Source organism: Sporosarcina aquimarina (assembly GCF_019748715.1).
Taxonomy (GTDB): domain Bacteria; phylum Bacillota; class Bacilli; order Bacillales_A; family Planococcaceae; genus Sporosarcina; species Sporosarcina newyorkensis.
Genome location: NZ_JACLBZ010000012.1, coordinates 106009 through 132316, shown reverse-complemented (window position 1 = coordinate 132316; position 26308 = coordinate 106009). Strand labels below are relative to the sequence as shown.

At 41.6% G+C, this 26308-nt stretch carries 23 protein-coding genes; all 23 read left to right on the top strand.

Annotation, left to right across the window (positions count from 1 at the left end; translation table 11 throughout):
- Positions 1-2 precede the first annotated feature (2 nt).
- The 23 genes from fliR to H7J92_RS06340 all read left to right on the top strand — a co-directional run bounded on the left by fliR (position 3) and on the right by H7J92_RS06340 (position 25921).
- Positions 3-779 carry a flagellar biosynthetic protein FliR gene (fliR, locus tag H7J92_RS06450; protein WP_078817742.1) on the top strand — a complete coding sequence of 259 codons (777 nt, stop codon included), beginning with the start codon at positions 3-5 and terminating at the stop codon, positions 777-779.
- Positions 772-1863: a flagellar biosynthesis protein FlhB gene (gene flhB, locus H7J92_RS06445; protein WP_009497382.1), complete on the top strand. Its 1092-nt coding sequence runs from the start codon at positions 772-774 to the stop codon at positions 1861-1863. The genes fliR and flhB overlap by 8 nt, the downstream gene beginning before the upstream one ends.
- A gap of 24 nt (positions 1864-1887) precedes the next feature.
- Positions 1888-3918: a flagellar biosynthesis protein FlhA gene (gene flhA, locus H7J92_RS06440; protein ID WP_078817741.1), complete on the top strand. Its 2031-nt coding sequence runs from the start codon at positions 1888-1890 to the stop codon at positions 3916-3918.
- Entirely contained in the window at positions 3918-5033 is a 1116-nt protein-coding gene (flhF, locus tag H7J92_RS06435; RefSeq protein ID WP_009497380.1) for a flagellar biosynthesis GTPase FlhF, read from the top strand. Before flhA ends, flhF begins: the two co-directional genes overlap by 1 nt.
- The gene (locus tag H7J92_RS06430; protein WP_078817740.1) at positions 5026-5892 is read left to right on the top strand and encodes a MinD/ParA family protein; all 867 of its coding nucleotides are present in this window, start codon (positions 5026-5028) and stop codon (positions 5890-5892) included. Before flhF ends, H7J92_RS06430 begins: the two co-directional genes overlap by 8 nt.
- Positions 5885-7024 (top strand): protein-glutamate methylesterase/protein-glutamine glutaminase, encoded by a 1140-nt coding sequence (locus tag H7J92_RS06425; protein ID WP_221836073.1) that lies wholly within the window; start codon positions 5885-5887, stop codon positions 7022-7024. Before H7J92_RS06430 ends, H7J92_RS06425 begins: the two co-directional genes overlap by 8 nt.
- A gap of 15 nt (positions 7025-7039) precedes the next feature.
- A complete protein-coding gene (locus tag H7J92_RS06420; RefSeq protein ID WP_221836072.1) occupies positions 7040-9115 on the top strand; it encodes a chemotaxis protein CheA in 2076 nt (691 codons plus the stop codon).
- 18 nt (positions 9116-9133) lie between these two features.
- Positions 9134-9601: a chemotaxis protein CheW gene (locus H7J92_RS06415; protein ID WP_221836061.1), complete on the top strand. Its 468-nt coding sequence runs from the start codon at positions 9134-9136 to the stop codon at positions 9599-9601.
- Positions 9591-10223, top strand: coding sequence for a chemotaxis protein CheC (locus H7J92_RS06410; protein ID WP_009497375.1), 633 nt, complete (start codon positions 9591-9593; stop codon positions 10221-10223). Before H7J92_RS06415 ends, H7J92_RS06410 begins: the two co-directional genes overlap by 11 nt.
- Entirely contained in the window at positions 10224-10718 is a 495-nt protein-coding gene (locus tag H7J92_RS06405; protein WP_221836052.1) for a chemotaxis protein CheD, read from the top strand.
- 122 nt (positions 10719-10840) lie between these two features.
- The gene (locus tag H7J92_RS06400; RefSeq protein ID WP_009497373.1) at positions 10841-11620 is read left to right on the top strand and encodes a FliA/WhiG family RNA polymerase sigma factor; all 780 of its coding nucleotides are present in this window, start codon (positions 10841-10843) and stop codon (positions 11618-11620) included.
- The gene (locus H7J92_RS17650; RefSeq protein WP_009497372.1) at positions 11617-11916 is read left to right on the top strand and encodes a hypothetical protein; all 300 of its coding nucleotides are present in this window, start codon (positions 11617-11619) and stop codon (positions 11914-11916) included. Before H7J92_RS06400 ends, H7J92_RS17650 begins: the two co-directional genes overlap by 4 nt.
- 6 nt (positions 11917-11922) lie before the next feature.
- Positions 11923-12417 carry a helix-turn-helix domain-containing protein gene (locus H7J92_RS06390; protein ID WP_221836049.1) on the top strand — a complete coding sequence of 165 codons (495 nt, stop codon included), beginning with the start codon at positions 11923-11925 and terminating at the stop codon, positions 12415-12417.
- A gap of 151 nt (positions 12418-12568) precedes the next feature.
- Entirely contained in the window at positions 12569-13309 is a 741-nt protein-coding gene (gene rpsB, locus H7J92_RS06385) for a 30S ribosomal protein S2 (protein WP_040758243.1), read from the top strand.
- Between the two features lie 90 nt (positions 13310-13399).
- Positions 13400-14287 (top strand): translation elongation factor Ts, encoded by an 888-nt coding sequence (gene tsf / locus H7J92_RS06380; RefSeq protein WP_040758242.1) that lies wholly within the window; start codon positions 13400-13402, stop codon positions 14285-14287.
- 80 nt (positions 14288-14367) lie between these two features.
- Entirely contained in the window at positions 14368-15093 is a 726-nt protein-coding gene (gene pyrH, locus H7J92_RS06375) for a UMP kinase (protein WP_221836048.1), read from the top strand.
- On the top strand, positions 15093-15650 hold the full coding sequence (gene frr / locus H7J92_RS06370; RefSeq protein WP_009497367.1) for a ribosome recycling factor: 558 nt from the start codon (positions 15093-15095) through the stop codon (positions 15648-15650). Before pyrH ends, frr begins: the two co-directional genes overlap by 1 nt.
- 132 nt (positions 15651-15782) lie before the next feature.
- Positions 15783-16574: an undecaprenyl pyrophosphate synthase gene (gene uppS, locus H7J92_RS06365; protein WP_009497366.1), complete on the top strand. Its 792-nt coding sequence runs from the start codon at positions 15783-15785 to the stop codon at positions 16572-16574.
- Positions 16571-17365, top strand: coding sequence for a phosphatidate cytidylyltransferase (locus tag H7J92_RS06360; protein ID WP_221836047.1), 795 nt, complete (start codon positions 16571-16573; stop codon positions 17363-17365). The genes uppS and H7J92_RS06360 overlap by 4 nt, the downstream gene beginning before the upstream one ends.
- A gap of 21 nt (positions 17366-17386) precedes the next feature.
- The gene (locus tag H7J92_RS06355; protein ID WP_221836045.1) at positions 17387-18532 is read left to right on the top strand and encodes a 1-deoxy-D-xylulose-5-phosphate reductoisomerase; all 1146 of its coding nucleotides are present in this window, start codon (positions 17387-17389) and stop codon (positions 18530-18532) included.
- A gap of 45 nt (positions 18533-18577) precedes the next feature.
- Positions 18578-19837 carry an RIP metalloprotease RseP gene (rseP, locus tag H7J92_RS06350; RefSeq protein WP_009497363.1) on the top strand — a complete coding sequence of 420 codons (1260 nt, stop codon included), beginning with the start codon at positions 18578-18580 and terminating at the stop codon, positions 19835-19837.
- 18 nt (positions 19838-19855) lie between these two features.
- Positions 19856-21550, top strand: coding sequence for a proline--tRNA ligase (locus H7J92_RS06345; protein ID WP_221836043.1), 1695 nt, complete (start codon positions 19856-19858; stop codon positions 21548-21550).
- A gap of 60 nt (positions 21551-21610) precedes the next feature.
- Positions 21611-25921, top strand: coding sequence for a PolC-type DNA polymerase III (locus tag H7J92_RS06340; RefSeq protein ID WP_425516853.1), 4311 nt, complete (start codon positions 21611-21613; stop codon positions 25919-25921).
- Positions 25922-26308 lie beyond the last annotated feature (387 nt).

The following is a 26308-nucleotide window of genomic DNA, read 5'->3' as shown; positions in this document are numbered from 1 at the left end:
AAATGAATGAACTCATCCCATCATTGCCTGCATTTTTACTTATATTAACGCGTGTTACTTCTTTTTTCGTTACGCTGCCGCTTTTTTCTTATCGATCGATTCCAACGACTCAGCGCTTGATCTTTGCTGCGGTTCTCGCTTGGATGATGTCCTATACAGTGGAAATGCCGGTTATGGAAATTGATGGACAATACATATTACTTGTAATAAAAGAGGCGGTTATCGGCCTGTCGATTGGCATTGCCGCCTTTATTATTATGGCTGCCATTCAAGTGGCGGGCGGGTTCATCGACTTTCAAATGGGTTTTGCCATCGCCAACGTCATCGATCCGCAAACTGGTGCTCAATCTCCTTTGCTCGGCCAGTTTTTCAATTCATTGGCGATGTTGCTATTACTTGCGGTCAACGGACATCATATGCTGCTGGACGGTATCTTCTACAGTTACGAGTTTGTCCCAGTCAATGAGTTGTGGCCGCCGTTTGGCAGCGAGGGAATGGCGGAATTCATGGTTCTGACATTTGCTAAAGCTTTTGCCATTGCGTTTCAGATGGCGATTCCTGTTGTCGCTACTTTGTTTTTAGTAGATTTGGCTCTTGGGATTACGGCAAGGGCAGTTCCGCAACTGAATATATTTGTTGTCGGATTCCCTATCAAGATCGGTGTCAGTTTTCTCGCAATCGTGACGATGTCGGGTGTGCTGATTACCTTAATGAAAAAACTGTTCGAAGTGATGATCCTGACAATGAGAGATTTGATGGTACTGCTGGGAGGTGGCTAAATTGTTACTAAGGCTGGATTTACAATTTTTCGCCGGCGAGAAAACTGAAAAGGCCACTCCGAAAAAACGGGAAGATTCTAGAAAAAAAGGGCAAGTACTGAAAAGTCAGGACGTCACAAGTTCGATTGTTTTACTCTCTGTATTCCTGTTCATGTTTTTTGCGGCAGGATTCATGAGAGATAATTTCTTTGTTTTTTTTCGTGAATCTTTTACGCATTTTATACCTATACATACGTTGAACGAAGATCAAGTCATGCTAGTCTATATGGATATCGTCAAACAGATGGCGATTATATTATTGCCTATTATGGTGATAGCTGTAGTTGCAAGTGTTGCAGCCAATCTACTGCAATTTGGCTTGTTATTTACTGGTGAACCATTAAAATTTGATCTAAAAAAGATTGATCCAATTAAAGGATTGAAGCGTATATTTTCAATCCGCGCCATTGTAGAATTATTGAAATCAGTATTAAAAATTTCGTTTATTGGTACGGTTACTACATTAGTTATTTGGATGAACTTCGGACAAGTGCTTGACTTGGCTTTCCGAACCCCTCATATGACACTGCTGACAATCGCTAAATTAGTGGGGATGATGGGAATTATCGCTTCACTCGTTTTGCTTTTTATTTCGATATTGGATTTTTTATATCAGAAATTTGACTATGAAAAAAACCTAAGAATGTCCAAACAGGATATTAAGGATGAACATAAAAATATGGATGGGGATCCGCTCATTAAGTCCCGGATTAAGCAACGTCAGCGAGAAATGGCGATGCGGCGTATGATGCAAGAGATACCAGAAGCGGATGTCGTCATCACGAACCCTACTCACTTTGCCATTGCATTAAAATATGATGATGAGAAAATGGATTCGCCCATTGTTGTGGCGAAAGGTGCAGATTTTATTGCACAAAAAATTAAGATGATCGCCAAAGAGCATGAAATTGTCATGGTTGAAAATCGGCCGCTTGCACGTTCCATGTATGATCAAGTAGAAGTTGGCGATCGCATTCCGGAAGAGTTTTTCAAGGCGGTTGCTGAAATTTTAGCGTACGTTTATCGCATTCAGCGAAAAATATAAGTGAAATAAGAAAGTAGGGATGGCATGCAATTTAAAGATATCGGAGTACTTGCGGCGGTTATTATGATTGTTGCGATGCTCGTCATCCCGTTACCACCTTGGTTATTAAGTTTTTTGATTATCATCAATATCACATTAGGATTATTGGTCCTATTGACTGCAATGAATATGCAGGAAGCGTTACAGTTTTCCATTTTTCCGTCGTTGTTATTGTTATTAACATTGTTCCGACTTGGTCTCAACGTATCTACAACGCGTGCGATTCTTTCTGAAGGTGACGCAGGTGGCGTAGTCGACACGTTCGGTACGTTTGTTACAGGCGGCAATATTGTCGTAGGTCTTGTGGTCTTTGTGATTTTGATTATAATTCAATTTATTGTCATAACGAAAGGTTCTGAACGTGTTTCGGAAGTTGCTGCTCGGTTTACGTTAGACGCGATGCCGGGTAAACAAATGAGTATTGACGCGGATTTGAATGCAGGCATGATTTCAGACACTGAAGCGCGTGCGAGACGTGAAAAAGTTAGTAATGAAGCCGATTTTTATGGTGCGATGGACGGTGCTACGAAATTTGTTAAAGGGGATGCAATTGCTGGGATCATCATCGTTTTAATCAACTTGCTGGTTGGGATGATCATCGGTGTCGTGCAAATGGATTTACCTTTTGCGGAAGCGGCAACTCAATTCTCTCGGTTGACCGTCGGGGACGGGATTGTCTCACAAATTCCGGCTCTCCTCATTTCGACGGCAACAGGTATCGTTGTGACGCGTGCTGCCTCTGAAGGGAATCTAGGAACAGATATTACCAACCAACTTCTAGGACAGCCTAAACTGCTTTATGTAGCAGCAGTAACCGTTCTGTTACTTGGTTTGGCGACACCCATTAATGATATTTTAACGATACCAATTTCTCTTGCGCTAGCGGCAGGTGCCTTTATGATGACTCGTAAATCAGAAGAAGATCCAAACGAGCTGCTGGAGATGGAAGAAGAAGTGGAAACAGAAGGTCTGAAGCGGCCGGAAAACGTAGTGGATTTGCTGAATGTTGATCCAATCGAGTTTGAATTCGGCTACGGTTTAATTCCACTCGTCGATGCTACACAAGGCGGGGATTTGTTGGACCGAGTTGTGATGATCAGAAGACAGTTGGCTATTGAATTAGGGCTGGTTATTCCAGTCGTGCGTATTCGTGACAATATCCAGTTGCAACCAAATGAATATCGAATCAAAATTAAAGGTAATGAAATGGCCAGAGGCGAGTTGTTGCTGGATCATTATTTAGCTATGAGTCCTGGTGGTGAAGATCTGATTGAAGGAATCGATACGGTGGAACCTTCATTTGGTCTTCCTGCGAAATGGATCACAGAAGAAGCGAAAGAAGAAGCTGAGATCATGGGCTATACAGTTGTGGATCCGCCGAGTGTGGTATCTACCCATTTGACCGAAGTGATTCGTGCCAATGCTGCCGACTTGCTTGGACGTCAAGAGACGAAACAACTGGTCGATCATGTGCATGAAACTTATCCTATTTTAGTCGATGAATTGACACCAACACCGTTATCGATTGGAGAAATCCAAAAAGTACTGGCAAAGTTGTTAAGCGAACAAGTATCTGTGCGTAATTTGCCGATTATATTCGAGACGCTTGCTGATTATTCCAAATATACCTCTGACGTAGATGTATTAACTGAATACGTCAGACAATCGCTCGCTAGGCAAATCACCAATCAGTACGTGGTCGGCAGCGAGGCATTAAAAGTATTGACGGTTTCCGGTAAAGTGGAAAAGCTTATTGCAGATAGTATCCAGCAGACAGAACAAGGGAATTTCCTGTCAATCGATCCTGCGCAATCTCAAGCTATTTTAGAACGGATTGCTCAGGAAATAGAGCGAGTCGCTTTGCTCGATCAAGCACCGGTAATTCTATGTTCTCCAGCCATTCGGATGTATTTACGTCAAATTACGGAGCGGTATTTCCCGCAAATACCTGTACTGTCTTATAATGAACTCGAAGCGTCTGTGGAAGTCCAAAGCGTAGGAGTGGTGGATATTTGATGAAGATGAAAAAGTATACAGCCCCTACGATGGTAGAGGCGATGAAAAAAGTACGTGGAGATTTTGGGGATGACGCAGTCATCCTCAGCTCAAATGTTGTAAAGACAAAAGGCTTCCTTGGTTTATTTCAAAAACGCTCAGTGGAAGTAGTGGCGGGTTTTGATCAAACAATAGAAAAACACCCAATTGAGCTGCCTGCACGTCCTGTCGTTCAATCAACAGTTCAGACGAATACGACAGAACAGCTACAAAAAGAAATGCAGGAAATGAAGAACTTGATCAAGGGAATGCAACAAAGCGACCGGACATTGGAAAAGTTTCCAGATGAATTGGTGCCACTATTAATGAAGTTGCAATCACAAGGACTTGCACATGAATACATTGTGGAAGCCGGTGATTTGTTATATGAACGAATGAAAAAAGAGAAAAAAGATTTCACCAATAGCGAACAACTTCAAATAATGAAAGAATGGTTTTCCGCCAAACTGAAAGATGTACCGTTCGGCGGAATTTCTTATACCAAAAAATATATCAATGTGTTAGGACCAACCGGCGTCGGGAAAACAACAACGATCGCAAAAATTGCAGCTCGCGCATTACTTGAGGAAAAAAAGAAGATTGCTTTTATCACGACAGATACATATCGTATCGCGGCGATTGAACAATTACGAACGTATGCTAATCTACTGCAAGCGCCTGTAGAAATTGCTTACAATGAAACAGATTTTCGTGCTGCGATTGAAAAGTTGCAAGACCGCGATTTGATATTCATTGATACGGCAGGTCGTAATTATAAGGAAGCAAAGTTTGTAGAAGATTTGCAGAGCCTCGTAGACTTTTCATTGGATATGGAGACATATCTTGTCCTTTCCACTACATCAAAAGAACAAGATATGGATATCATCATTGACCGATTCAAAAAATTCCCGATTGAAAAATTCATTTTTACAAAAACGGATGAAACAAGTTCTGTTGGATCAATGATCAATTTGATGCTGAAGCACAAAATTGGTACGGCATATTATACAGACGGTCAAGAAGTACCTGAGGATATAATAGAGGCAAACGTGGAAAAGTTATTTTCTCTTTTGTTAGCAGGTGATCAAGATGCATGATCAAGCAGAAGCATTGCGGTTGAAAATGTTAAAAGCCCAAGGCAAAGCAGCTCGATCTGTAGCAATTATTAGTGGGAAAGGCGGCGTAGGGAAATCCAACTTTACCGCCAATTTTTCCTATTCACTTGCACAAAAAGGGAAGAAAGTATTGATAATTGACATGGATATTGGCATGGGCAATATTCATATTTTATTTGGTGCCACACCCAATCACAGTTTGAAGGATTATTTGACAGGCTCTAAAGGGTTGTACGATGTTATTACTCCTCTTGAAGACGGATTGGCTTTTATTGCAGGTGGATCAGGTTTAGAAACGGTGATGGAGTGGTCTGAATCCATGTTCGATCGTTTGATTGATGCGTTTTCCATTCTGCAGTCTGACTATGATGTGATTTTATTTGATATGGGTGCAGGCGCTACAAAAAGTTCACTGGATTTAATTTTGGCGGTAGACGAAATCATTTTAATTTCGACTCCTGAACCGACATCGATCACGGATGCCTATTCAATGATGAAGTTCATTTGCCTGCAAGAAGCCGATAAAACTTTTCATATTGTCAGTAATCGGGTATTGAGAGAAGAAGATGGACGTGATTCCGTGGCTCGGTTGCAGCTGGCCATGCGTAAGTTCTTATCTGCGGAGACAAATATTTTAGGATTTTTACCGGACGATATGAATGTACGTAATGCAGTCGTAGCCCAAACCCCCTTTGTGAAGTTGTATCCGAATGCACAAATTACCAAACGGATGAAAGCTATAACTGAGTCATTTCTACTTGGCAATCAATCTAGTAATTCTATTGAGTCTTCAGGATTCCTTGGCAAATTAAAGAACATTTTTCGGAAAGGGCGTGTCTGATGTGCTTACTGGCAAGAAAAAACGAGTACTTGTCGTAGATGATTCAGCTTTTATGCGGAAATTGATATCAGATATGTTGAACCGACATCCGATGATGGAAGTCATTGGGATAGCCAGGAATGGACAAGATGCCATAGAGAAAGTGAAGGAACTGAAACCGGATGTTGTGACGATGGATATTGAAATGCCTGTGATGAATGGCTTACAGGCACTGAAGGAAATGATGGATCATCATCCAGTACCTGTTGTCATTTTATCGAGTACAACGAAACACAACACCGAAAATGCTGTACTCGCTATTGAGTATGGTGCGGTGGATGTCATTGCCAAACCGGGCGGCGCTATTTCTTTGAATCTTCACGAAATCGAGAGAGAAATAGTAGAAAAAGTTTTTGCTGCCTCTAATGTCCGAATCACATCGTTGACTAGGAAAATAACACCGAAGAAAACTCGCTATACACTACCAGCAGAAAAGAAGGAAGCCCCAGTCAGAATGAATAGTGTCACAGAAATGCCTGCTAATTTAGCAAGTTTTTCTAAAAATAAAGCCCAAACTACCAAAACGTTTGTTATAATAGGCACATCGACAGGGGGGCCTCGAGCCTTACAAGAAGTGATTACACGCCTACCTGCGGATTTTCCTGCACCTATTTTAATTGTTCAGCATATGCCGCCGGGATTCACAAAGTCGCTAGCTGAACGCTTAAATGGATTGAGTGAAATCACTGTGAAAGAAGCTGAAAATGGAGAGTTACTATATAACGGAACAGCATATGTCGCTCCAGGCGGGCTGCATTTAAAGTTTGAAAAAACAGTTGCAGGTTATAGAGTCTTGCTGGACGGCAATGAAGCTCCGCGTTCCGGACATCGCCCAGCAGTCAATGTTTTATTGGAATCAGCCGCCAAGCATCCGGAATTAGAGTATGTTACGGCTATTATGACCGGAATGGGTTTTGATGGGAAAGAAGGCATGGAGTTATTACGCTCTTCGTGCAAGACGGTGACGATAGCGGAATCCAGGAATACCTCAGTAGTTTATGGGATGCCAAAAGCCATAATAGATGCAGGATTGAGCGATGAGATAAAAGATGTTCAACAGATCGCAGAGGCAATAATGGAAAATTTGAAGTGACTAGGGGGCTTTACATTGGATACGAATCAGTATTTGGATATGTTCATCGAAGAAAGTAAAGAACACTTGCAAGCATGTAACGAACAATTGCTTGCTTTAGAAAACAACCCGGACGATCTAGGAATTGTCAATGAAATTTTCAGAGCAGCCCATACATTGAAAGGTATGTCCGCAACTATGGGCTACGAAGATATAGCAGACTTGACACATAAGATGGAAAACGTCTTGGATGCCATCCGTAATTCCAAAATTAGCGTAACAACTGAAATATTGGATGTCGTATTTGAAGCTGCCGATGATTTAGAACTGATGGTGCTCGATATCGAGGCAGGCGGTAATGGGAAAAAAGACGTAAGTGTCTTAGTGGATACTCTAAATCGAATTGAGGCGGGAGAACCGCTTGACTTAGAAGAAAATGCATCAATTGCTGCCACTACGGAAGAGAGTGCAACCGCAGTCGTTACGTCGTCAGGAATTCACTACGATGACTTTGAATTGACGGTGATCTCGCAATCATCGGAACAAGGTTTTAATGCCTACGAAATAACTGTTGAGTTACGTGAGGATTGTCTGCTGAAAGTAGCCCGGGTGTTCATGACATTTGAGATCTTAGAAAAATCCGGCGAAGTAATCAAAACCGTTCCGACTGTAGAGAAGCTTGAAAACGAAGAGTTCGATCAAAACTTTACGATTGTCTTATTGACTCATGAAGATGCGGACGACTTGAAAGCTAAAATTATGAAGGTTTCAGAAATCGAAGAAGTTCGTATTAAGCATATTACAGATGAATATATCAAGAAATATAAACAAATCGAATTTGAACAGCATGATGAGCAACCGCAAGAAAAACCAAATATCGCAGACACCCTTCCTGCGGCAACAGAGAAAGCAAAAGCTGCGCCAAAGGAAGCTACTCAAGTCAAGAAGACGAATCACGCCTCTTCAAATAAGACTATCCGAGTAAACATCGATCGTTTAGACATCTTAATGAACTTATTTGAAGAACTCGTCATTGATCGGGGGCGCCTTCAATCGATTGCAAGTGAGTTGCATAACCCCGAATTGAATGAATCAGTGGAAAGAATGACGAGAGTTTCAGGCGACCTACAAAATATTATATTAAATATGCGGATGGTTCCTGTGGAGACAGTTTTCAATCGGTTCCCTAAAATGGTTCGTACGTTGGCACGTGATTTAAACAAGAAAATAAATTTAGAAATCATCGGTGCAGAAACTGAACTCGATCGGACAGTTATCGATGAAATCGGCGATCCGCTCGTCCACTTAATTCGAAATGCGCTAGATCATGGCATTGAGAGTCCTGAGGAGCGTATTGCGAAAGGTAAGCCGGAAGAAGGCACTGTTACGCTGAGGGCTTATCATTCAGGGAACCATGTATTTATTGAACTGGAAGATGATGGTGCCGGAGTGAATCGTGAGCGCGTATTAGGCAAAGCGATCGAGCGAGGAATTGTAAGTGAAGAAATCGCGCCTACTTTATCCGACCGACAAGTAGCAGAACTGATTCTGGCATCTGGTTTCTCAACTGCTGCAGCGATTACAGACGTCTCGGGACGCGGAGTTGGTTTGGATGTTGTGAAAAGCACAATCGAGTCACTTGGCGGCCATATTTCGATTGATTCCAAAGAAGGTAAAGGCTCGTTATTCCAAGTTCAATTACCGCTAACACTATCAATCATTTCCGTAATGCTAGTGGAATTAGATCAAGAGATATATGCAATCCCTCTCTCTTCAATCATTGAAACGGCAATCGTTCAAAAATCAGATATTTTGAACGCTCACAATCAGCCAGTCATTGATTTCAGAGGAACTATCGTGCCATTGGTGGATTTAAAAGAGATTTTTGAAATGGAAAATCGTCGCGAAGAGGAAGATTTCCAATCCATCGTAATTGTGCGCAAAGGAGAAAGTCTAGCAGGCTTGGTCGTAGATTCATTTATCGGGCAACAAGAAATTGTTTTGAAATCGCTTGGAAACTACTTGCAGAGTGTTTTTGCAATATCAGGCGCCACCATACTCGGAAACGGCCAAGTGGCATTAATTGTCGACTGTAATGCACTGATTAAATAAATCGAGGTGACTAGAAGCATGGCAAAAGCTGTTGAAGTAAGTGATATGAAAGTAATTGTCTTCCAACTGATGAATAAGGAATATGCGATTGGTTTGGATGTGGTGGAATCAATTGAGAAATCTTTATCCATTACACGGGTACCTAGAATGCCTTCATATGTTAAAGGTGTGTTGAATTTGCGAGGTGTCGTGACGCCAGTAGTAGATTTACGTGAACGCTTTGATATGGAACCAAAAGAATTTGATGAATCAAGCTGCATTATTATCGTTTCACATGCTGATTCGGAAGTTGGTTTAATCGTGGACGACGCCAATGATGTCATGGACGTACCTACAAGCGTGATTGGACCTCAGCCGGAAGTAGTCGGTTCTGTAGAATCAGAATTCATTTCTGGGGTGGCTAAAGTGGATAAACGTCTGCTCGTCATGTTGAATTTAGAAAAAGTGCTTCAACCGATCAAAAAGGTGAATGCAGATGAACTCTGACAATGAAATTACTGAAATGCATCTCGATGTGTTAAAAGAAATCGGCAACATAGGGGCAGCTCATGCAGCGACATCTTTGTCTCAGCTGCTAGGGCATAAGATTGATATGCGGGTCCCAAATGTAGAGTTGGTTTCCTTTGATGAAATGTTCGAACTTGCAGGAGGCACTGAAAAGATTGTTGCTGGGATTTTCTTGCGAATTGAAGGAGATTTGACTGGCAGTATGTTCTTCGTGTTGACGATTGAATCCGCTACAGAGTTTATTCGTAAATTGATCGGCGATCCAACATTTGTGTTTTCCCAAGTAGAAGATTTAGGTTTAGGTGCTTCTGCATTGCAAGAATTAGGTAATATTCTTTCAGGTTCTTATTTATCTGCACTTTCCGATTTCACCTCTTTGAATATTTATCCAACCGTACCTTCTTTAAGTGTGGATATGGTAGGTGCGATCGTCAGTTTTGGGCTGATTGAAGTATCTCAGTACAGCGATGAAGTCATTGTCATCGAAACTGAAATTTTGCAAGAAGGGGAACAAGGTATTTCGAGTTTAGCGGGACATTTTTTCTTATTACCAGACCCACCCTCGTATCGCACGATTTTCAGTTCTTTAGGTGTTTTGTAAATGCTGAATACAAAAACAGTAGTACGTGTCGGGATTGCGGATATGAATATAGCCAAAACACCCCAGACAATCCGTACGTCTGGTCTGGGCTCGTGTGTAGGCGTAGTGTTATACGATAAAACAAAGCAAATTGCAGGCATGGTCCACGTCATGTTGCCTGATAGCCAATTAGGAAAATCCACAAAAATAAACGTCGCTAAATTTGCGGATACCGGGATTTACGCCATGATGGAAATGTTAAAAGCCAAAGGAGTTCGGCCATTTAGTCTGAAGGCGAAAATTGCTGGCGGCGCACAAATGTTCCAATTTGGTTCCAATGACACGATCAGAATCGGTCCAAGGAATGTAGAAGCGGTAAAAGCAGAATTGAAAAGACTTTCCATTCCTATTGTGTCAGAAGATACCGGGGGATCGAGCGGACGAACGATTGAATTTGATCCGGAGACTTGTATTCTCCATATACGTACCGTTAACGCGGGTACGCAGGAAATCTAAGCGTTCAATGTAAAACAGAGGCGGCTATTTCATTAGTCGCCTTTCTTTATGGAGATTTGCTATACTACTAGATAAGAGATAAAAGTAGACAGACGGTAGCTGACAGGAAAGGCGTGAATTCGATGACAAAGCAAGAAACGACTGAACGGCATCAGTGGAAGTTATGGCTCGAAGACCGTGATCCTGATGCAGGTGACGCACTAGTCCAACTATACACACCATTAGTGAACTATCACGTTCAACGAATTAGTGCGGGGTTGCCGAAAAATGTCTCGCGAGATGAAATTAAATCTCTAGGCTATCAAGGCCTGTTTGATGCTTTAACAAAATTTGACCCGACCCGAGATTTGAAATTCGATACGTATGCATCCTTTCGTATCCGAGGAACAATTATAGATGGCTTGCGTAAAGAAGACTGGCTATCGCGTTCTTCCAGAGAAAAGTCGAAAAAGTTGGATGAGGAGATCAGCAAACTCGAACAATCTTATTTACGGTCCGTGACGCCTGAAGAAGTCGCAGATCATCTTGGCATGACAGCGGATGAAGTTTACCAGACTGTTCATGAACAGTATTTTGCTAACGTTTTGTCGATTGATGAAAAGATGAACGATGACGACGAGCAGAATGACCAAACGTTTGTCTTACGGGATGATCACATAAAAACACCAGAACAGTTAGCTGTCAAAGAAGAATTAATTAGTGATCTGGTGATAAAAATTAAAGAGTTGAATGAAAATGAACAGCTTGTTTTAAGTTTATTTTATCAAGAAGATATGACACTAACGGAAATAGGTGAAATTTTAAGTTTATCAACTTCTAGAATTTCTCAGATTCATTCGAAAGCTTTGTTTAAATTGCGTTCATTGTTGGCAGCTGAGATTACGGATGGAGGGATTTTATGAGCTTGAAAAGTATCGAATTGCAAATTGCCATACCTAAAACGTTTGAAGCAGGTAAAATTGCTGAGCAAAAACAGCAACAATCACAAATTGCACAGCAACATGCCAATACGTCGATGGAAAAACAAGTGATTAAAAACCAAGAAACTGTCCTTGAATCCGATCCATATGCCAAGCTGGATGCTGACGACTCCCAACCAGATGAGCAATCTGAACAGCAGAAGAGAGAAAAACAGGAGAAAGCGGAACAGCGAGTTAAACATCCTTTTAAGGGCTCGTTTTTCGATTATAATGGGTGACATATCATGGGAATCGTAGTAGCTATTTTATTTATTTTACAAATCATTAGTTTTATGATTATGACCTTACTGTATATGAAAGTCTCCAAATTCAATAACTTGGAGAAAAAACAGCAAAAACTTATGCACGAGATGGATCAGTCTATCATGGCTTATTTGGCAGAAATCAAAGAAGAAAATGATCGGTTGATTGAACAGTTGAATAAAAGACCGGTGAATAAACCGTCATCTAAGGTTGCTTTTCCACAGACTTATTCACAGAACGAAGAAACTGCTGCTGAACCAGAAAAAGTTCAGCAAAAATCACATCCAGTCCCTGTTCAATTCGCATTGCGTTCGTATCAGAAGAATGCTGCCACGACAGATTCTTTAGAAATAGCTCCATTAAGTGATCGGGACAAGGCGAAACAGCTTCTTGCAGAAGGTAAGTCGGTACAGGAAATTGCAAAGGAGCTTGGAAAAGGTCAGACTGAGATTGAATTATTATTGAAATTTGGCTAAAACAATTGGCTTCTGTTGCAAAAGGTTTATATCTGTGTTATTTTAGTAGATGGTATTACTACACACGTGTGCGGAAGAAAGAGTTGGTGCCATTATGGTCGCTTTTTCGCAGGAAGTACACGGAGGACAAAAACCAATAGGAGGAATTACCATGTCAGTAATCTCAATGAAGCAATTACTAGAAGCAGGTGTTCATTTCGGACACCAAACACGCCGCTGGAACCCGAAAATGAAGAAATACATTTTTGTGGAGCGTAACGGCATTTACATCATCGATCTACAAAAGACGGTGAAAAAATTAGAGGAAGCTTACAACTTCATGCGCCAAGTCGGTGCTGATGGAGGAAAAGTCCTTTTCGTAGGTACGAAGAAACAAGCACAAGAAGCGATCAAAGAAGAAGCAGAACGTGCAGGAATGTACTACATCAACCAACGTTGGTTGGGTGGAACATTAACAAACTTTGGTACAATTCAAAAGCGTGTAGCACGCATGAAAGCTATTGAGAAAATGGAAGAAGACGGCACATTCGACGTACTTCCTAAGAAAGAAGTTTCTCAATTAAATAAAGAACATGATCGTCTGGTGAAATTCCTAGGCGGTATCCGTGATATGAAAGGATTGCCAGATGTAATTTTCATCGTGGATCCACGTAAAGAGCGTATCGCGGTAGCTGAAGCAATCAAATTGAATATTCCACTCGTTGGAATCGTAGATACTAACTGTGATCCGGACGAAATCGACTATGTCATCCCGGCGAACGACGATGCAATCCGCGCAGTACGTTTACTTACAAGCAAAATGGCAGATGCTTTGATTGAATCCCGTCAAGGTGAAGACGATGAAGCGACTGCTGAAACAGCGAACGAAACAGAAACTGTAGCTGCAGACTAATGTAAATGATGAGACGATAAGCGGCGTACCCCTTATCGTCTTTTTTTAAAGTAATATTTGTAAATGAATTTTATTAGGAGGAATTCTCAAATGGCAACAATTACAGCCCAAATGGTTAAAGAACTTCGTGAAAAAACAGGCGCAGGTATGATGGACTGCAAAAAAGCACTAAGTGAAGTTAATGGCGATATGGAAGCAGCTATCGATTTCTTGCGTGAAAAAGGTCTTTCAAGCGCAGCGAAGAAAGCAGATCGTATTGCTGCTGAAGGTGTAGCGAATATTTTAGTTCAAGGTAACGAAGCAGTAATCCTTGAAGTGAACGCTGAAACAGATTTCGTAGCGAAAAACGAAGGATTCCAACAATTAGTTAAAGAACTTTCTGAATTCTTGCTTGCAACTAAGCCGGCAACAGTTGAAGAAGCGAATGAAGCTAAAATGGACAGCGGTTTGACGGTATCTCAACATATCTCTAATGCAGTAGCTAAAATCGGAGAGAAAATCACTCTTCGTCGTTTTGAAATTCGTACAAAAACAGATGCAGATGCATTCGGACCTTACTTGCATATGGGTGGACGCATTGCGGTTCTAACTGTTCTTGAAGGTTCAACAGATTCGGACGCAGCGAAAGATGTAGCGATGCACATTGCAGCGATGAACCCTAAATACATTTCACGCGATCAAGTGTCTGAAGAAGAAGTAGAGCATGAGCGTAAAGTATTGACTGAACAAGCGTTGAATGAAGGTAAGCCTGAAAACATCGTAGCGAAAATGGTTGAAGGCCGCCTTGGAAAATACTTCGAGGAAATTTGTGTGCTAGACCAAGCTTTCGTTAAAAACTCTGATCAGAAAGTCCGTGATTTCGTTAAATCAACAGGCGGAACATTAGTCGAGTTTATTCGTTATGAAGTGGGCGAAGGTATTGAGAAGCGTGAAGATAACTTTGCTGACGAAGTAATGAGCCAAGTTAAAGGAAACTAAGTCTAAAACCAATCGTACAGAGGGGCACATCCATTATGTGTTCCTCTTTTTTGAGAATAGGGAATTGCAGGAGGGTCTAAATGAGTAATCCAAGATATAAACGGATCGTGTTAAAGTTAAGTGGAGAAGCATTAGCAGGAGAACAAGGGTATGGTTTGTCTCCGGAAGTTGTAAAATCAGTTGCCAGTCAGGTAAAAGAAGTCGTTGAACTAGGCGTAGAAGTTGCTGTAGTTGTGGGCGGAGGTAACATATGGAGAGGTAAAGTCGGAAGTGAGATGGGTATGGACCGTACGACTGCCGACTATATGGGGATGCTAGCTACGGTAATGAACTCTCTAGCATTGCAAGATGCTCTTGAAAAGCTTGGACCTGAAACGCGCGTAATGTCCTCCATTGACATGAGACAAGTGGCAGAACCTTACATACGCCGAAAAGCTATCCGTCATTTGGAGAAAAACCGTGTTGTTATTTTTGCTGCCGGAACAGGAAATCCGTATTTTTCTACTGATACGACAGCCGCTTTACGTGCTGCAGAAATTGAAGCAGATGTTATTTTAATGGCGAAAAATAATGTAGATGGTGTGTACTCAGCAGATCCAATGAAAGATGCTAATGCGACAAAATATTTAGAGCTATCCTACTTAGAAGTGATCAGTCAAGGTCTGGAAGTTATGGACTCAACAGCTTCAACCTTATGTATGGACAATGATATACCGCTCGTAGTATTCTCAATTATGGAAAATGGTAACATTAAAAAAGCCGTGCTTGGAGAAGACATTGGTACGGTGGTCAGGAGGAATAAATAATGACAAAAGAAATTATGAATCAAACGAGTGAACGTATGGAAAAAGCACATAGTGCGTATACAAGACAATTGGCATCGATCCGAGCTGGAAGAGCCAATGCTAGTTTATTGGACAGAATTTCTGTCATCTATTATGGTGCACCGACGCCTCTAAACCAAATGGCTGGGATTTCAGTACCTGAACCACGCCTTATTGTTGTTCAGCCATACGATAAAACGACGATTGGTGAAATTGAAAAAGCAATTATGAAATCTGATATCGGTATCACACCATCAAACGATGGATCAGTGATTCGTTTAGCTGTTCCCGCGTTAACAGAAGAGCGCCGTAAAGAGCTTGTGAAAGAAGTTAAGCGTGAAGCAGAAGACGCAAAAGTAGCTATTCGTAATGTCCGTCGTGATAGTAATGAAGAACTGAAGAAGATTGAAAAAGACGGAGAAATCACAGAAGATGAGTTACGTCGTTACAATGATCAAGTACAGAAAATGACGGATGACTTCATCGAGAAAATCGATCAGACTGCAAAAGATAAAGAAAACGAGATTTTAGAAATTTAAGTATAGAACTTTCTATAAGGAGGAGCGTCCTACTTTTAGGACGCTCTTTTCTGTCTTTTGCATGCTATTTACTATGCAATTTGGTAGGATAGGCTGTAGGAGTATCCGAAAAGAGCCAAGTGGAGGAACGCTATGCTTAGAAAACTAATGCGAAAAAAAACGGCAAACATTCAGTTATTGGATGAACGAATCGACGCCGTAAAAAAAAGACAGATTCCTCTCCATGTCGCAATCATCATGGATGGAAATGGAAGATGGGCGAAGCAAAGGAAAATGCCACGAATTGCTGGTCATCATGAAGGGATGAAAACTGTCCGTCAAATTACCAATTTCGCAAATGAACTGGGTGTTAAAACTCTGACTCTCTATGCATTTTCTACCGAAAATTGGAAACGACCTAAAATTGAAATCGACTTCTTGATGAATCTTCCCGGCGAATTCCTTAATACATATTTACCTGAGTTAATGGAAAAAGGAATAAAGGTAGAAATGATCGGAAATATGGATGCACTTCCTGGACATACTAGAAAAGCCATCACAAAAGCGATCGAAATAACGAAGGATAATAAAGGACTTATATTGAATTTTGCCATGAATTACGGTAGTAGATTAGAATTGGTTCATGTTATGAAGCAGCTTGCACAAGAAGTAACAGACGGCGCATTACAAACGGATGATATAGATGAAAATCTGATCAACTCCAGATTAATGACAGCTCACTTACCTGAACCGGATTTATTAATCCGCACGAGCGGAGAAGTTCGTCTGTCCAATTTCATGTTATGGCAACTTGCATATGCAGAATTTATCTTTACTGATGTGCTGTGGCCAGATTTTAATGAAGAAAGTTTGTTACAAGCGATTGAAGAGTTCCAACATCGAGATCGTCGATTTGGAAGCTTGGAAGGAGATCAGAAGGGATGAAACAAAGAATCATAACTGCAATCGTAGCACTTGCATTTTTTGTCCCAGTCGTCGTAATGGGAGGATTGCCTTTTATTATTGCGATCTATGCAATTTCTACGATTGGTTTATATGAGTTACTTCGCATGCGGAATATGTCCATTTTCTCGGTTCGTGGCTTTCTAGCATGGTTGCTATTACTCGTCATCTTATTGCCTTCCAAATGGACTGAACAAGTGGAAGGCAATCTTCATTTAGAGAAGTTGGAAATGGTATACGTATTGGTCTTATTGCTGTTGGTCTACACGGTGCTAGTGAAAAACCGTTCAACTTTTGAAGACGTCGCATTTTCTGCAATGAGTGCTTTATATGTAGGGATTGGTTTTTATTATTTAATCGAAACGCGTTTATTTGGTTTGGAGTACATCGGTTATGCGTTGTTGATCATCTGGTCGACCGATTCCGGCGCATATTTTGTCGGGCGCAAACTTGGTAAACGTAAACTGTGGCCGGAAATCTCTCCGAACAAAACGATTGAAGGATTTATCGGCGGAATTATATGTGCGGTTCTCTTAACACTTATCTACAATCTATTTTATCCTATCGCAAATTCCTACGTGACGTTCATTCTAGTTACCGTTGTGGCATCTATTGTAGGTCAGATTGGGGACTTGGTAGAATCAGCATTGAAACGATATTATGATGTGAAGGATTCAGGTACTCTATTACCTGGACATGGCGGAATTATGGATCGATTTGACAGTTTGCTGTTCGTCTTGCCATTACTTCATTTTGTTCAGTTCGTAGGTTAATGGAAAGGAAGTTAGAGAAATATGAAGAAAATCAATTTGCTCGGGGCGACTGGTTCGATCGGTACCCAAACACTCGATATTATTGGAGCCAATCCAGAGTTGTTCACATTGGTTTCAATGTCTGCAGGAAAGAACATGGACAAAGTGAGAGAAATTATTGCACAGTTCAAACCAAAGTTGGTATCGGTGTTAGAGCAAACAGATGCAGAGCGTTTACAAGCTGAATTTCCTGATGTAAAGATCGTTTTCGGTGAAGACGGTTTAATCGAGGCAGCAGTAGGTTTTGAAGCGGATGTATTGCTGAACTCTGTAATTGGCAGTGTTGGGCTTAAACCTACACTCGCTGCAATTGAAGCAGGTATGACAATCGCGATTGCCAATAAAGAAACATTGGTTGCTGCAGGGGATCTGGTCGTACAGGCAGCTAAACGCCATAATGTACCTTTGGTGCCTGTAGATAGTGAACACTCTGCATTATTTCAAGCATTGAATGGAGAAAATCCAAAACGTATTACTAAATTGATACTAACCGCTTCTGGCGGCAGTTTCCGAGACTCTACTAGAGATCAACTTCAAAATGTGACGGTTGAGCAAGCTTTGGCACATCCTAACTGGTCGATGGGGAATAAATTGACGATTGATTCCGCAACAATGATGAATAAAGGATTAGAAGTGATCGAAGCGCATCACCTATTTGCAATGCCGTATGATCAGATCGAGTGTTTACTGCATAAGGAAAGCATAATCCACTCGATGGTGGAGTTTGAAGATACGAGTGTCATGGCCCAACTCGGCTCACCAGATATGCGTGTGCCGATTCAATATGCATTGACCTATCCGGACCGTATTCCGATGGCGAATGAAAAGCGTCTTCGATTAGATGAAATCGGTAAACTTCATTTTGAAAAAATGGATTATGAGAGATTTAAGGCCCTTGCTTTTGCATATGATGCAGGTAGGGAGGGGGGCACTATGCCGACAGCGATGAATGCGGCAAACGAAGTGGCTGTTCAGTTGTTCATGGAGGGACATATCTCCTTCATGCAAATCGAAGACATCATTGAACACATGATGGAACAACATGAGACGATAAAAGAGCCGAATTTAGAAGAGATTTTGGAGACAGATCGCATTACTCGAAAAAAAGTGTATGGTATAGTAAAGTAACGAGATTAATTTTAGGCTGTGATGGCCGATGAAGGTGGTTACTGAATGGAAACCGTTATTGCGTTCATTGTAATATTCGGGACACTTGTAGCATTTCATGAGTTTGGACATTTTCTCTTCGCTAAAAGAGCAGGGATCATGGTACGTGAATTCGCTATAGGGATGGGGCCTAAAATATTAGCGATTCGAAAAGGGGAAACACAATATACCATTCGCTTGCTTCCGCTTGGTGGATATGTGCGGATGGCAGGAGAAGACTTTGATACAGTCGAATTGCAGCCAGGCTTTCGAGTTGGCTTGTTGCTAAATGCACAAGACGAAATAGAAAAGATTTATTTAAATCGCAATGTGTCCAATCCGAATATTTTGAATCTGGAAGTAGAAAAATCAGATTTGGATAAAGAGTTATATATTGAGGGATACGATGAAGATGGAAAATTAGTACGTCTAAAAATTGCTAGAACTGCTATGATTATAGAAAAAGGACAAGAAACATTAATTGCTCCTTATGATCGGCAATTTGAATCCAAGTCACTTGGCAGCAGAGCGATGGCTATTTTCGCAGGACCGCTTTTCAACTTCATTTTAGCGTTCTTTATCTTTCTGGCACTTGGTTTACTGAATGGTGTGCCGACCAATGAACCGATTATTTCTGAAGTGAAACCTGATACGCCAGCACAAATGGCAGGTTTAAAAAAGGATGATCTAATAACAGGTGTCGATGGGAAATCAATAGACTCATGGACAGAGTTTTCTGAAGCAATTCAGGAAAGCCCTGGTGTTCCTATGGCTTTGGAAGTGGAAAGGGCTGGAGAAACAGTTTCGTTAGAAGTAATTCCGGAGACAATTGAAGATGCAGGACGTGAATTCGGTCAAATAGGTGTGATTTACTCTAGTCCTTTAGAAAAAGGTATCATTAAATCTGTGGTGTTCGGAGCAGAACAGACTTATACATGGACTGTGAAAATATTTGAGTTGTTAGGCATGCTCGTAACAGGTCAATTTACAATTGATGCATTGTCAGGACCAGTCGGCATTTATAAAGCGACTGAAGAAGTAGCACAGTATGGTATTTTCAATTTAATGAATTGGGGAGCCGTATTAAGTATCAATTTAGGGATTATGAATTTACTCCCGCTGCCAGCTCTTGATGGTGGAAGATTATTGTTCTTCTTATTCGAAGGATTACGTGGAAAACCGATCGACAAACAAAAAGAAGGCATGGTGCATTTTGTCGGTATTATGTTGCTGATGGTCTTGATGCTTGTTGTGACATGGAATGACATTCAACGATTTTTCTTCTAAAAAAGGTGGAAGCATATCATGAAACAATCGAAAACATTTATACCAACGATGCGAGAGACCCCGGCAGATGCAGATATTCGTTCCCATCAATTGCTCCTGCGGGCAGGATACATCCGACAGAATGGGAGCGGTATCTACACATATTTAACGCTTGCTCAAAGAGTCTTTCGCAAAATCGAAAAGATCATACGTCAAGAAATGGAAGCGATCGAAGGTGTTGAAATTTCCATGCCCGCGTTGCAACGAGCGGAATTATGGAAAGAAACCGAACGCTTAGATTCATTTGGAGATGAATTATTTCGACTTCGAGATCGACATGATAAAGAATTTGTTCTCAGCCCCACAGATGAAGAAGTAATCATTTCTTTGTTGCGTGATGAAGTAAGATCCTACAAAAAATTGCCTTTGACACTATTTCAAATTCAAACGAAATTCCGCGATGAGGATAAGCCGAGTTATGGCTTGCTTCGTAACCGGGAGTTTATTATGAAAGATGCTTATTCATTCCATGCTACACAAGAAAGCTTGAATGAAAAGTATTTAGAGGTAATGCAGGCGTACACGAATATATTGACGCGCCTAGGTATGCATTTCAGAATGGTTATCTCGGATGGCGGTGAAGGAGCGCATGAATTTATTGCCTTGGCTGAAATCGGTGAGGACAAGATTGCCTATAGTGATAGTTCGACATACGCTGCCAATATTGCTATGGCAGAGGTCAATGTAGAATATGAGACATCAGAGGAAAAACTGAAAGAAACAACTAAGATTGCAACGCCGAACCAACGGACAATTGAAGAATTAATTGAGTTTCTTGCTATCGATCCTGAGTTAATTCTGAAATCGTTAGTTTATAAAATTGACGAAGAACTTTCGGTCGTTGTGTGTCGTGGTGATCATAGTATTAATGAACATAAATTAAAAAAAGCACTGAATGTAGAAAAGGTAGAGTTGGCATCTGAACAAGAAATCGAGGAATTGCTTGGCTGTCATGCGGGTTCAATCGGGCCGGTAAAACTTCCGGTGGGTGTCAAGGTGTTTGCGGACCATGCTGTAGCATCTGTTGTTAATGGAATAGCAGGTGCCAATGAAGATGATTATCATCTCATTAATGTTAATCCGGAGCGCGACTTTGCTATCGATGATTATTTAGATATCCGTTATATCCAAGAAGGAGAAGCATCTCCAGATGGTATGGGCTCCATTAAATTTGCAGAAGGTATAGGGATTGGCCACATATGTAAACTGGGCACTTCTTATAGTGAGCAAATGAAAGGGAACTTCTTAAATGAGCATGGAAGAGCTAAACCTTTCATCATGGGAAGTTACGAGCTAGGGATATCTCGTTTAATCGCAGCCATTGCTGAACAGTTCAATGATGAATACGGTTTGAAATGGCCAAAACATCTAGCTCCATTTGATATCCATCTGGTAACAGTCAATGTCAAAGATGAAGTTCAAAAACAACTGGCGGATGAATTGTATGCGGTATTGGAATCCTATCGATATGATGTGCTGTACGATGACCGTGCCGAAAGAGCAGGCGTGAAATTCGCAGACTCTGACTTGATTGGTTTGCCGGTACGAATTACAATTGGTAAAAGAGCCGCTGAAGGAATTGTAGAAGTGACATTCCGTCAGAGCGGGGAGTCTATAGATTGGCAAAAAGAAGAAGTCTTAGAAAAGTTGCAATCCTTCTTCAGTGCAGATTAAAAAGGAAGGGGAGTCCGTTAACGGAACTTCCCTTCTTTTCGCGATAGATTGGAGGAATTTATATTGGATGCTGGGAAGAAGTTTTTAACTTTGTTGCAGCAGTCAGGCTTAACGGATGATCAATTAATGCCTTATTTTCAAAATGGAGAACTGAACCGTGTGACGGTACATAAGAAGTCGAGAGTGTGGAAGTTCAATATCACACTGGATGAAGTGTTACCTCTTGATGTTTTCCGTTTAATGCAACAGCGTGTTCACGAAGCATTTGCATCAATAGCAAATGTCCATCTACAAATAGAAAGCCGTAAAACATCCGCGGATGAGCAGTTGATCAAAGCCTACTGGCCGCTTGTAGTGGAAGAATTGGCTGATATTTCACCGCCCCTTCGTCAATGCTTAGTGGAGCAACTGCCGACGTTACACGGTGAAAAATTATTGATTAATTGTCAGAGTGATTTGGAATGCCAGACATTGAAAAATAAATATGTAGCACCTTTAGCGAATCTTTATCAACAATTCGGGTTTCCTCAATTGACAGTTGATGTGACTATTGAAGAAAATCAAAATGCTAAAGAAGAGCTTCAGCAATTTCTTTCTCAAAAACAACAAGAGGAAGAAGAACTGTCAAAGAAAGCATTTGAACAGTTACAGCAACGTGAAACGATGAAGAGCGAACAAGGAGATTCCGACCGTCCGTTAATACTGGGTACTCCAATTAAGCAGGGCGAGGCGATTGTACCCATTCATGAAATTCAAGATGAAGAACGCAGGCTGATCATTGAAGGGTTTGTATTTGACGCTGAGATTAGAGAACTTCGGAGTGGCCGCTCGCTATTGACGCTAAAAGTAACAGATTATACCGACTCAATTTTAGTGAAGATGTTTTCACGTGACAATGAAGATGCGGAATTAATGAAATCCTTTAAAAAGGGAATGTGGGTACGCGCAAGAGGAAGTATTCAAAATGATACATTCGTTAGAGATTTGATCATGATGGCGCAAGATTTAGCTGTTATATCTTCGATTGAGCGAAAAGACAAAGCCCCTGAGGGACAAAAACGCGTGGAATTGCATGCCCATACATCGATGAGTCAAATGGATGCTGTCGTGTCAGCTCAAGCCCTAGTCGCGCAAGCCGCCAAATGGGGGCACACCGCGATTGCAATTACGGATCATGCGAATGTTCAGTCCTTTCCCGAAGCTTACAATGCAGGGAAAAAGCATGGAATTAAAGTGTTATTCGGGTTAGAAGCCAATCTTGTAGACGATGGAGTACCGATTGTTTACGAAGAACAACATAGACTGTTAGAGACGGATACGTATGTAGTATTTGACGTGGAAACCACTGGACTATCTGCAGTGTATGATACGATTATCGAGCTTGCCGCAGTCCGTGTACGGGGCGGAGAGATTATTGATCGTTTTGAACGTTTTGCTAATCCCCATCATCCCTTGTCGTCGGTTACAACAAACTTGACAGGTATCACGGATGATATGGTCAAAGATGCGCCTGAAGTATCCGAAGTTATGGCGGATTTTATTGAGTTCATCGGCGATGCTGTGCTAATTGCCCACAACGCTTCATTTGATATGGGCTTTTTCTACGCTTCTTGTAAACGGGCGAAAATTGAAACGCCCGCATATCCAGTGATCGATACATTGGAGCTTTCACGTTTTCTTTACCCGGAATTGCGTAATCACCGTTTGAACACACTCGCTAAAAAGTTCGATATCGAATTGACGCAGCATCACCGGGCGATTTACGATACAGAAGCTACTGCGTATCTTTTCTTAAGATTATTAGCAGACGCGCAGGAAAAAGGAATTGAATGGTTGGATGACCTGAATAAAAACATTGGTGAAGGCGATGCCTATAAACGTTCACGCCCATCTCACTGTACGTTGATCGCAACTGATAATGAAGGGTTGAAAAACTTATTCAAGTTGGTTTCCATTTCACATATGGATTTCTTCTATCGTGTCCCGCGTATCCCGCGTTCTTTATTAGTGAAGCACCGCAACGGGCTATTAGTAGGATCAGGATGCGACAAAGGCGAAGTATTTGAAGGGTTAATGCAAAAACCAATGGAAGAAGTCGAAGAAATTGCAAGTTTTTATGATTACTTAGAAATCCATCCGAAACCTGTCTACTCGCATTTACTGGAACTAGATTTGATTCGTGACGAATGGAACTTAGAAGATATTATGCGTAAAATGCTAAAGCTCGGTAAAAAGACCGGCTTACCGGTTTGTGCCACTGGCAATGTTCATTACTTGGATGAGACGGATGCTACGTATCGTAAAGTCTTGGTTCGCTCGCAAGGAGGCGCCAATCCGATGAACCGTCATTCACTCCCGGCTGTTCATTTCAGGACAACAGATGAAATGCTTAAGGAATTTGAATTTCTAGGTGAAGAAGCGGCGAAAGAGATTGTCGTAGAGAACCCGCTGAAGATTGTCGAGCGTGTCGGTGATGTTAAACCGATAAAAGATGATTTATATACACCTACGATAGAAGGCGCTGACGATGAAGTCCGTGAGTTGACTTACTCAATGGCTCGACGTATTTACGGAGACACGCTGCCGGAAATTATCGAGGCGCGTATTGAAAAAGAATTGACCTCTATCATTGATAATGGGTTTGCGGTTATTTATTTAATTTCGCATAAACTTGTGAAAAAGTCGTTGGATGATGGCTATTTGGTCGGTTCACGTGGATCGGTAGGTTCTTCATTCGTCGCGACCATGATGGAAATTACAGAAGTAAATCCGATGCCGCCTCATTACGTCTGTCCTTCGTGCAAAACAAACGAGTTTTTCGATGATGGTTCTGTAGGGTCGGGTTATGACTTGCCGGATAAAGAATGCGGAAAATGTGGAACGATGTTTAAAAAAGACGGACAAGATATCCCGTTCGAAACGTTCCTTGGATTTGCCGGGGATAAAGTTCCGGATATTGACTTGAACTTCAGCGGCGAGTACCAAGCGCACGCACACAACTATACAAAAGAATTATTCGGCGAAGATTATGTTTACCGAGCAGGAACGATCGGGACGGTTGCTGAAAAGACGGCCTACGGGTATGTTCGCGGTTATATGAACGATAACGATCTGCAGATGCGCGGCGCGGAAATCGACCGGTTGGTGCAAGGCTGTTCTGGCGTAAAACGAAACACAGGACAGCACCCCGGCGGAATTATTGTTGTTCCGGATACGATGGACATTTTTGATTTTACGCCCATTCAGTTTCCGGCAGATGATATACAATCCAGTTGGCGCACGACGCACTTTGACTTTCATTCGATCGATAATAACTTATTGAAACTGGATATTCTCGGACATGATGATCCGACGATGATTAAAATGCTGGAGGATTTATCCGGTATTGATGCTAAAACGATTGCGCCAGATGATCCTGGTGTCATGGCATTGTTCAGCGGAACGTCTTCACTCGGCGTAACGGAAGAGCAAATCGATTGTAAGACGGGAACACTTGGCGTGCCCGAGTTCGGAACACGCTTTGTTCGACAAATGCTTGAAGAGACCAAACCGTCAACTTTCTCTGAGTTGATTCAGATATCAGGTTTATCCCACGGTACGGATGTATGGCTAGGAAACGCTCAGGAATTGATTCAGAATAAAACTTGTCAGCTTTCCGAAGTAATCGGTTGTCGGGATGATATTATGGTCTACTTGATTTATCAAGGACTGGAACCTTCGCTTGCCTTTAAGATTATGGAGTCGGTGCGTAAAGGAAAAGGGCTGACGCCTGAATTCGAAGCGGAGATGAAAGCGAATAAAGTACCTGGCTGGTATATCAGTTCGTGCAAGAAGATTAAATATATGTTCCCGAAGGCGCACGCAGCTGCATATGTATTGATGGCACTCCGTATTGCGTATTTTAAAGTGCACCATCCAATTATGTATTATGCTACCTATTTCACTGTGCGAGCAACGGACTTTGATTTGATGACGATGTCAAAAGGCTCTGCTTCAATCCGTGCAAAGATTAAAGAAATAAACGATAAAGGTCTGGATGCCCCACCAAAAGAAAAGAACTTGGTGACCGTCCTGGAAATTGCGCTGGAGATGGTGGAACGTGGATTTACATTTGCAAAACCAGATTTATATAAATCGGATGCGACGCAATTCATCATTGAAGACAACCAATTGATTCCGCCTTTTAACGCGATTCCTTCCTTGGGAACGAACGTAGCGAAGACGATCGTGGAAGCACGCAAAGATGGAGAGTTTTTATCCAAGGAAGATTTTCAGAAGAGAGGCCGAGTTTCCAAAACAATTGTCGAGTACTTAGATAATTTTGGCTGCTTGGAAGGAATGCCAGAAGCGAATCAATTATCGTTGTTCTAACGCTTGTAAATGGCTACATCATTTGCATTGTAAATAGCGTTGTGATAAGATTGAGACAACTTTTGCTATACGTCTTACGGAAAAGAGTGGGGCTTCCCGCTCTTTTCTGTTGTTTATCTGAATTCAGCAGTGGAAATGCAAGTGTTTTTTTGTTCAATGGGTTTTCAAACTCCGGCTGAATCCAGATAAAGCCTCCGGCGGGTGTCATCAAAGGCGGAGATGGCTTTTTAGCCCCGACAGGCGTTGGAAAGCTAGCAATAAAGGCGCTTTTTGCCTTTACTGCTTAGTCTGAAACGTCCCGAGGGTCTAGCCGTTGCAGCTGGATGTCATCAAAGGCGGAGACGGCTGTTTAGCCCCGACAGGCGTTGGAAGGCTAGCAATAAAGGC